The sequence below is a fragment of the Humidesulfovibrio sp. genome (genome assembly GCF_035560995.1).
In the GTDB taxonomy this organism is placed as follows: domain Bacteria; phylum Desulfobacterota; class Desulfovibrionia; order Desulfovibrionales; family Desulfovibrionaceae; genus Humidesulfovibrio.
Genome location: NZ_DATMYK010000140.1, coordinates 1 through 7,535, shown reverse-complemented (window position 1 = coordinate 7,535; position 7,535 = coordinate 1). Strand labels below are relative to the sequence as shown.

At 65.4% G+C, this 7,535-nt stretch carries 12 protein-coding genes; 8 read left to right on the top strand and 4 right to left on the bottom strand.

Annotated elements, in window-relative coordinates:
* Both VN419_RS05660 and VN419_RS05655 read right to left on the bottom strand, forming a co-directional pair.
* On the bottom strand, window positions 1-209 hold a 209-nt coding region (locus tag VN419_RS05660), incomplete at its 3' end, for a YkgJ family cysteine cluster protein (protein ID WP_325645346.1).
* Window positions 202-630, bottom strand: a complete 429-nt coding sequence (locus tag VN419_RS05655; RefSeq protein ID WP_325645344.1) for a CoA-binding protein — start codon at window positions 628-630, stop codon at window positions 202-204. The genes VN419_RS05660 and VN419_RS05655, both read right to left, overlap by 8 nt.
* Before the next feature lie 136 nt (window positions 631-766).
* Here VN419_RS05655 and VN419_RS05650 point away from each other — a divergent pair, with 136 nt between their 5' ends.
* The gene (locus VN419_RS05650; protein ID WP_325645342.1) at window positions 767-1,993 is read left to right on the top strand and encodes a M24 family metallopeptidase; all 1,227 of its coding nucleotides are present in this window, start codon (window positions 767-769) and stop codon (window positions 1,991-1,993) included.
* Between the two features lie 37 nt (window positions 1,994-2,030).
* Here VN419_RS05650 and VN419_RS05645 read toward each other — a convergent pair whose 3' ends face one another.
* Window positions 2,031-2,522 carry a histidine phosphatase family protein gene (locus tag VN419_RS05645; protein ID WP_325645340.1) on the bottom strand — a complete coding sequence of 164 codons (492 nt, stop codon included), beginning with the start codon at window positions 2,520-2,522 and terminating at the stop codon, window positions 2,031-2,033.
* Window positions 2,523-2,667: 145 nt separating this feature from the next.
* Between VN419_RS05645 and VN419_RS05640 the strand changes: the two genes are divergently transcribed.
* Window positions 2,668-3,786: a hypothetical protein gene (locus VN419_RS05640; RefSeq protein ID WP_325645338.1), complete on the top strand. Its 1,119-nt coding sequence runs from the start codon at window positions 2,668-2,670 to the stop codon at window positions 3,784-3,786.
* Window positions 3,783-4,370, top strand: coding sequence for a CDP-alcohol phosphatidyltransferase family protein (locus tag VN419_RS05635; protein WP_325645336.1), 588 nt, complete (start codon window positions 3,783-3,785; stop codon window positions 4,368-4,370). The genes VN419_RS05640 and VN419_RS05635 overlap by 4 nt, the downstream gene beginning before the upstream one ends.
* A 19-nt stretch (window positions 4,371-4,389) precedes the next feature.
* Here VN419_RS05635 and VN419_RS05630 read toward each other — a convergent pair whose 3' ends face one another.
* Window positions 4,390-4,578: a twin-arginine translocase TatA/TatE family subunit gene (locus VN419_RS05630; RefSeq protein WP_325645334.1), complete on the bottom strand. Its 189-nt coding sequence runs from the start codon at window positions 4,576-4,578 to the stop codon at window positions 4,390-4,392.
* A gap of 151 nt (window positions 4,579-4,729) precedes the next feature.
* On the opposite strand from VN419_RS05630, the gene VN419_RS05625 reads away from it, so the two are divergent.
* The 5 genes from VN419_RS05625 to VN419_RS05605 form a co-directional block, all read left to right on the top strand.
* The gene (locus VN419_RS05625) at window positions 4,730-5,116 is read left to right on the top strand and encodes a hypothetical protein (protein ID WP_325645332.1); all 387 of its coding nucleotides are present in this window, start codon (window positions 4,730-4,732) and stop codon (window positions 5,114-5,116) included.
* 15 nt (window positions 5,117-5,131) lie between these two features.
* Complete coding sequence (locus tag VN419_RS05620) at window positions 5,132-5,956, top strand: hypothetical protein (protein ID WP_325645330.1); 825 nt, start codon at window positions 5,132-5,134, stop codon at window positions 5,954-5,956.
* 9 nt (window positions 5,957-5,965) lie between these two features.
* The gene (locus VN419_RS05615) at window positions 5,966-6,658 is read left to right on the top strand and encodes an HAD family hydrolase (RefSeq protein ID WP_325645328.1); all 693 of its coding nucleotides are present in this window, start codon (window positions 5,966-5,968) and stop codon (window positions 6,656-6,658) included.
* Between the two features lie 88 nt (window positions 6,659-6,746).
* Window positions 6,747-7,082: a YggT family protein gene (locus VN419_RS05610; protein ID WP_325645326.1), complete on the top strand. Its 336-nt coding sequence runs from the start codon at window positions 6,747-6,749 to the stop codon at window positions 7,080-7,082.
* Between the two features lie 4 nt (window positions 7,083-7,086).
* Window positions 7,087-7,535, top strand: a 449-nt coding sequence (locus VN419_RS05605) for a DivIVA domain-containing protein (RefSeq protein WP_325645324.1), incomplete at its 3' end; no start/stop codon positions are given.

The window sequence follows — 7,535 nt, the reverse complement described above, 5'->3', positions numbered from 1 at the left end:
ACGCCGGCCCGGAAGAACACGCAGTAGCCGTCCTCGCCCACACGCAGGCGCAGCTTGTCTCCCGCGTTTTCCGCAAAGCGGGCCAGCATGTCCGCAACGGCGAGGCCCAGGTGCGCGGCCAGACGCAGGCGGTCGGGCTCGGTCATCACGATGCCGCCCTCGCCCTGGCAGCAATGGCCGCAGCGTTTGCAGTCAAAGGCCTCAGACATGCCAGTCCTCCGAAGCGAACCGCGCGTGGTCCACCATGAGACAGCGGTCCTCCACCACCAAAATGCCGGAGCCTTTCAAAATCGAGCGCGCCTCCGGGCTGAAGATGCCTGACTGCATCCAGAAGCAGCGCGGCCGGTGCGAAAGTTGGAGCACTTCCCCGGCATGGGCCGGGCAGGCCTCGCCCACGCGGAACAGGTCCACCAGGTCGATGGGCGCGGGCACGTCGGCCAGGGTGGGGTAGGCGGGCAGGCCCCAGACGCTGGCGCGTTTGGGGTGCACGGGATAAATGGTGAAGCCCGCGTCCATGAGGTAGCGGCCCACGCGGTCCACTGGCTGCCCCGGCTTGTCCTTTGCGCCCACGATGGCGATGTTCTTGACCTGCGTAAGCAGGGCGGCTAGCTCTTTTTCGCTGTACAGCATGCTGGTCCTTCTGCCGATGCGCGTTTCGGCCTGTGCGCCTGAAACTTGGCCGCATCATGCGGCGGCGTGATTGAAACGTGTAGCGCAATCCCGCGCCATTGCCTAGACCCGCTACCCCCCGGACAACGGAGCCCCCATGTTCGAAGCCCTGGCCACCATCCCCGCTGAGGAGCTGTCCCTGCGTCATGCCCGCTGCCGAGCCCTGCTGGCCGAGTTTGCCCCGGAGGCGGGAGGGCTGCTGGTCTTTGCGCGTCCGGCCATCTACTACCTCTGCGGCACCTTGGGAATGGGCTGTTTGTGGCTCCCGCGCGAGGGCGAGCCCCTGCTGATGTTGCGCAAGGGCGAAGGCCGCGCCGCGCTGGAAGCCCCGACCACCCGCGTGGTGAGCTATCGCTCATACAAGGATCTGCCCGGCCTGGCGGTCGAGGCGGGCGTGCCCTTCAGCGAAACCATCGCCGTGGACATGGGTGGTCTCACCTGGCAGCTGGGCGACATGCTGCGCTCGCGCCTGTCCGCCCATCGCTTCGTCTCCGGCGACCAGGCTTTGGCCGTTGCCCAGTCCCTCAAAAGCGAGTGGGAGCTTTCCATCCTGCGCTCCTGCGGCGAGCGGCACCACTTGGCCTTGTACGACGTGCTGCCGCAGCTCATCCGCCCCGGCATGAGCGAGCGCGAGATCGCGCATACGGCCTGGGCCGTGTTTTTCGAGCTCGGCCATCAGGGCATTCTGCGCATGAGCGCCAATGGCGAGGAGTGCTTCCTGGGCCATGTGTCCGCGGGCGATTCCGGCATCTACCCCAGCAGCTTCAACGGCCCTCTCGGCGTGCGCGGCGAGCACCCGGCCGTGCCGCTCATGGGCTATGCGGGCAAGCTGTGGAAGCAAGGCGAGCCCCTCGGGCTGGACATCGGCTTCCAACTGGAGGGCTACCACACGGACAAGACGCAGCTGTACTGGGGCGGAGCCTCGGGCAGCGTCCCGGCTGAGGTCCAGGCCGCCCACGACTTCTGCGTGGACGTGCAGGCCTGGGCGGCGGAAAACCTGAAGCCTGGCGCGCTGGTCAGCGACATCTGGGCCCATTGTTTGAGCTGGGCGGAAAAAGCGGGCTTCGCCGAAGGCTTCATGGGCCTGGGGGCCAACAAGGTGCCTTTCCTGGGACATGGCATCGGCCTGGCCATCGACGGCTGGCCCGCCATCGCCAAGGGCTTTGACCGGCCGGTGGAGAAGGGCATGGTCTTCGCCCTGGAACCCAAGCAGGCCATTGCCGGCCTTGGCATGGTGGGCGTGGAGAACACCTTCGAAGTGACGGAAAACGGCGCGGTGTGCATCACCGGCCATAACTACGAGCTGCTCTGCATCGAGGCGTAAACGCGGACCGGGGCCGTGCCGGGCGCGAGGGGAGGGGCTAGCCCGCGGCGATCATCTGCAACTGCCCGGCCTGCAAGAGCCAGCGCAGGGTGCCGTTTCTGCTCTCCAGACGAGGCACGCCGATGGCGAGCAGCGCGCCGCCCTCCAGCGCCAGGGAAAGCTTGGGGCCGGAGGTGAGCAGGTGCGAGGCCAGGCTGGCCAGCAGGGGCAGTTCGCCCACGATGAGCACGGACTGGTAGCGTTCGCACTCGCGCAGGTGCTCCAGGCAGGTTTTGAGCGAAGTTCCGCCGTGCAGGGCCGCAAAACTGGTGACGCTTGAAAGTGCGTAGCCCATGCCCTCGGCAATGATTCCGGCGGTCTGCATGGCCGGGTGGAAGGGACTGGCCAGCAGGGCGTCGAACCACAGGCCCATGATGCGCATGGCCCTGGCCGCGCTGACGGTCTGGTCGTGCCCCACGGGGGTGAGGGGCTGGTTGGCCTTTACTTCCTGGGGCAGGCATGCGCCGTGCTGCATGAGGTACAGATTCATGGCTCCCTCCAGGCTGGTGAGCGGTTTCCTTCCACCTAGCCCATCGGCATCCGCATCGCAACCCTGGAAATTTAGGACAACCAGGGCCCTACTTAGGCCATTGTCGCATTGTGCACGCTGCGGATGTGGTGTAGGAGCCCAGACCATGACCATTGCACCGGGTGCCCGGGCGGCCCTGGCCGCAGAAAAGAAGGATTTGATGTCGGCGCAGCGGGTTAGCCCCGCCGGGCTGGGTGCGCGCGTGCTGCTTGCGGCTATCTGGTTCCTTCTTGCGGGGCTATGCCAGCCGGCGCAGACGCGGGCCGAGGCCGTGCGCGTAAGCGCCAGCGCAGACGCGGGCCTTTCCCAAACCCAGGCCCGGCAGCAGGCGCTGGACCGCGCGCTCGTCGACGCGGTGAACCGTGAAGCCAGAAACATGCTGCCCGTTCCGGCCACGGAGGCGCGCCTCAAGGCCTTGCGCGATCACCTCGCCCCCCACGCCCTGGACTATGTCCAGTCCTACCATGAGATCACCGCAGGCCAGCAGGCGCCCGCGCAGCCCGACCAGAAATCTGGCCAGCAGGCAGACCCGCAGGCCGCTTCATCCGTAGCCCAGAAGGCTCCGGGCGCTTCCTTTGAGGTCGAGCTGGACGTCACCGTGAACCGCGTCTACCTGCGCCAGACCCTGGTGCGCTTGGGCCTGTTCGCCGGAGCGGAGCATCCTCGCGTGTTCGTGTTGCGCCTGGGCAGCGGCGTGAGCGAAAAGGACGCGAAAGGGTTCGATGCGGCCAATACCCTGCTAGGCCTTGCGCGCACGCAGCAGAACCCGGCTGGCGCTGCGCCGGAAGTCACCCTGGAACGCCTGCCGCAGGGCTACTACAAGGCCGTGCTGCGGCAGACCGCGCCGAGCGGGCCCAAGGTCATCGCCGCCGATTCCTCCGACCTCGCGACCCTCTGGTTCGACGTGTGGGGCAAGTATTTCACCGAGGCCGAGCGCCAGGCCGGCCCCGGTCTGCAGCGCCTCGCCGTTGCGGGCTTCGCCAACGTGGACGCCGTGTTGGAATTCTACCAGCTGCTGAGTTCGTGGACCGACGCCCTGCAGGACGCCAAGCTGGCCGTGGTGGGCTTCGGGGCGGAGGGCGTGAACGCGCAGATCACCTGCCGCGTCACCAGCCAGCAGCGCCTGGACGCGCATCTGCGACCGGTCCTGCTGGAGCGCAAGCTGACCCTGACCGGCCAGAGCGGCCAGAACGGCCAGGGCCAGACAGGGACCGACGCGCCATGACGCCCCCCCTGCGCGAGAGCAACTGGACCATCCCGAACCTGATCACGGTGTCGCGCATCATGCTCACGCCGGGCTTCGTCATGGCTTTTGTGGACCGCCGCTTCGACCTGGCCTGGGTGCTCTTCGCCATCGCCGGATTCACGGACGCCCTCGACGGCACCCTGGCCCGGGTGCTCAAGCAGCGCTCGACCTTCGGGGCCATGCTCGATCCCCTCGCGGACAAGATTCTGCTGGTGACGAGCTTCATCTGTCTGGCCGTGCAGGAGTGGATTCCCGGCTGGCTGGCGACGTTGGTGGTCAGCCGCGACCTGTTCATTGTGGGCGGGTTGGCGCTGCTGCACTATTCCGGCGTGGATGTGAAGCGCGGCATCAAGCCCGTGTGGATCAGCAAATGCGCCACTACGGCTCAGATCTCCCTTGTGCTGCTCATCATGGTGGAACACAGCATGGTGCGCTTCTATCCGGAGTTCCGGCTGCTGCTGGTGTACACTGTGGCGGTCCTCACGGCCTTGAGCGGCGCCTATTATCTGGTCGTGGGGCTGCGCATGTTCCCGCACAACGAGAACGGGCATTCCAGACCCTAGGCCTTGGCGGCGGGCGGGGCTATTGGCGGGGTTCGTCCTTCTTGCGCTCGGCTTCCGGCGTCACGTCTATCTCATCGGGTTCGTTCAGGCTGCGCTTGAAGTTTTTGATGCTGCGGCCCAGGCCGGAGCCCAGTTCCGGCAGTTTGTTGAAACCGGTGAGGATGAGCACGACGATGATGATAATCAAAAGACCAGTAAGTCCACCCATTTGTCTCGCCTCCTGAAAAAATCATCCTATGCCTTCGCTGTGCGCTGGTCAATGGCGTCCAACGCTTGCCCGGCTTTACAAGCGCCAGGGCCACAGCGTATTCATCCGGGCGGAGGCGCTTTCATGTTCGCAGCATCGGCGGGTGACCCGCATGACTAAAGTTACCGCGCCGGGCGTGGTGCGCCTGCCTGCCTTCGGGTGCCGTTCCTACCATCAGGGCCGCTGCCTGTACGAAGAGCAGCTGAATCCTGGCCTGAACACGGCCTGGCACTGCACCGTGCAGGCCCGCTGGGAACGCGTGTACGACGACTTTCTGAACCGGGCCGAGAACTTTGGCCTGGATGAGACGGAGCTGGCCCGGCTGTGGCGGCTGCGCTTCGAGCGTCTGGCCGAGGAGCCCGTGGACTGCCCGGATTTCGTCTCGGCTCTGGTGGAAACCCTGCCGGAATGCCGCCACCTGTTCGTGGACATCTGTCTGCTGCGCCTGCCGGAATGCTCCGGCCACTGCGTCAACTATCGCCTGCACACCAAAGCCTGAAACCGGAGTCCGCATATGTTTGTTCATTTCCCGCAGATGCATCCCGAACTCCTGCCTGATGCCTGCCGCGCCGTTCTGCCCGGGGAGGTCCGCTTCCTTGATCCTGGCCTTGGCGCAACGTCCAGCGTGCTGCATGTGCGCGCGGAAGCCGCGCCTTTTGATCCGCGCACTGCCAGGGCCTTGCTGGCCGACACTCTGCGCTTCGGCGAATCCCAGGCCAGCCCGCGTGATCTGCTGGCTCAGAGCCTGGTGGAGCAGGCCGGGGCGCTCTCTCCGGAAAGCAGCCGCGCCGTGCAGGACGAAGTTGAGAAGAGTCTTCTTGGCGCGGACGCGGTCCAGCCCGGCCCGGACGCCGGAGAACTGGCGCGCCGCCAAGCGCAGATGCTCCTGCTCTTGGCCTGGAATCTGGAGGAGCGCCTGCTGGACTTGCGCGGGGTGGAGGGTAAGCTCAAGTCCGCCTGGGACCGCCTGGACCAGAGCGTGGCCGCCGGTGTCGAGGTTGTGGACGACGAGGCCGACCATGAGGCCATGGCCCTGGGCCGGGAACTCTCCGGCCTGACCCTGCCCGACGCCTCGGATATGGCCATGCCTTGGCGCAAACTTTTGGAGGCCTTTGTCGTGCTCATGCCCGGCGCGGCTTTGTGCTGCACGGACGCCGATATCGCCGCGGCCATGGCCGAAGCGGGCGCGCCCGAGGCTGCGCTTGATCTGGCGCCCGGCGCAACGCGAGTGTTTCAGGCCCAGACCTGGCGGCTCATGGGGCTTGATCGCCAGCCGGAAGGCAAGACCTGGTTGGACGCTCCGCTGACCGTGGGTTTTTTCGCCCCGGCCAAGGCATAGGTGCCGGGCATGCCGCTTCTCGACGACGCCTACGACGTTTCCAGCCTGCGCCGCTTCAAAGGCTTTATCTTCGACTGCGACGGAGTGCTCATCGATTCGCTCCAGGCCAATGTTGTGTACTACAACAAGTACCGCACCCACTTCGGTCTGCCGCCCATGAGTCCGGAAGACGAGCAGTACACGCACATTCAGAACGTGTACGACTCCCTCAGGCGCATCGTGCCGGAGGAGCATTACGAGGCGGCCCTGTCCTACCGTTCACAGATAGACTACCGCGACATGCTGCCCTTTCTGACGCGGGAGCCGGGCATCCGCAAGCTTCTGGGCTGGCTGAAGGGGGCGGGCTTTCTGCTCGGCGTGGACACCAACCGCATGGACACCGTGCATCTGGTGTTCAAGGCTGTGGATCTTGAGGGCTACTTCAGTCCGGTTATGACCGTGGCCAACACCGCCGCGCCCAAGCCCAACCCGGACGGGGTGCGTCAGATCCTGGAGGCCTGGGGGCTGGGCCGCGACGACGTGGCCTTCCTGGGCGATTCCAGCGTGGACATGGACACGGCCAGGAACGCCGGGGTGGCGTTCTGGGCCTTCAAGAATCCCGACCTTGCGAGCGATTTGCTGGTGCCGGACTTCCCCACGCTGCTCTCCGCCCTGAAGCGTGCCTGGCCGGAACTTCCGCCGGTATCGGCGGGGCAGCCATAGGGGCTTGATTCTTCGCTTTTGGTATGCCAAAAGGGAGGCACATGCAGGATGCCCGGCTTTTCTCGACGTCTTGTACTGTGGAGGTTTGATGTCCTATCTCATGATCATTCTGGTGAAAATCGTGCAGCTGGCTTCCACGCTGCTTACGCTCTACATGTGGGTGGTGATCGTCTCCGCCTTGCTTTCCTGGGTGAATCCCGACCCTTACAATCCCATTGTGCGCTTTCTGCGCAACGCCACGGAGCCGCTGTACTGGCGCATTCGCCGCTGGCTGCCTTTCGTGGTGGTGGGCGGGTTCGACCTTTCGCCCATCCTGGTCATCGCGGCGGTGCAGATCGTGAGCGCCCTGCTGGACCGTCTGGTCATCGATATGGCCATGAGCGCCCGCATGATGGGCGCCTTGTCTTCCATAGTGCTGGGGTAGCAACGTGACCATCTCCAAGATCGACCTGCTGAACCGCAAGTTCGCCAAGAAACTCTGGGGCTACGCCCCGGAGGAGGTCGACCAGCTCATGGCCGAGGTGGCCGAAATGCTCGGCGCCGTGGCCGAGGAGCGCAAGGGCCTCATCAAGAAGGTCAAGCGCATGGAGGGCTCCATGGAGGAGTTCCGCCAGCGCGACGAGACCCTGCGCGACACCCTCATGAGCACGCAGAAGATGGTGGACGACATCAAGGGCGGCGCACAGCGCGAGGCTCAACTGATCCTGGACGAGGCGCGCGGCAAGGCCGAGAGCATGGTCCAGCAGGGGCACAACCGCCTGGCCCAGCTGTACGAGGACATAGAGAATTTGAAGCGCCAGCGCAGCCAGTTCGAAATTCAGCTGCGCGGCCTTTTGGAAACGCATTTGCGCATTCTCGACAGTGAAGACCCCTCCGC

Bases quoted from the DNA above. Each gene is read 5' to 3' on its own strand.
- VN419_RS05645 (WP_325645340.1), bottom strand. From the start codon at position 2,522: ATGAATCTGTACCTCATGCAGCACGGCGCATGCCTGCCCCAGGAAGTA.
- VN419_RS05635 (WP_325645336.1), top strand. From the start codon at position 3,783: ATGACGCCCCCCCTGCGCGAGAGCAACTGGACCATCCCGAACCTGATC.
- VN419_RS05610 (WP_325645326.1), top strand. From the start codon at position 6,747: ATGTCCTATCTCATGATCATTCTGGTGAAAATCGTGCAGCTGGCTTCC.
- VN419_RS05630 (WP_325645334.1), bottom strand. From the start codon at position 4,578: ATGGGTGGACTTACTGGTCTTTTGATTATCATCATCGTCGTGCTCATC.
- VN419_RS05625 (WP_325645332.1), top strand. From the start codon at position 4,730: ATGACTAAAGTTACCGCGCCGGGCGTGGTGCGCCTGCCTGCCTTCGGG.
- VN419_RS05620 (WP_325645330.1), top strand. From the start codon at position 5,132: ATGTTTGTTCATTTCCCGCAGATGCATCCCGAACTCCTGCCTGATGCC.
- VN419_RS05650 (WP_325645342.1), top strand. From the start codon at position 767: ATGTTCGAAGCCCTGGCCACCATCCCCGCTGAGGAGCTGTCCCTGCGT.
- VN419_RS05655 (WP_325645344.1), bottom strand. From the start codon at position 630: ATGCTGTACAGCGAAAAAGAGCTAGCCGCCCTGCTTACGCAGGTCAAG.
- VN419_RS05615 (WP_325645328.1), top strand. From the start codon at position 5,966: ATGCCGCTTCTCGACGACGCCTACGACGTTTCCAGCCTGCGCCGCTTC.
- VN419_RS05640 (WP_325645338.1), top strand. From the start codon at position 2,668: ATGACCATTGCACCGGGTGCCCGGGCGGCCCTGGCCGCAGAAAAGAAG.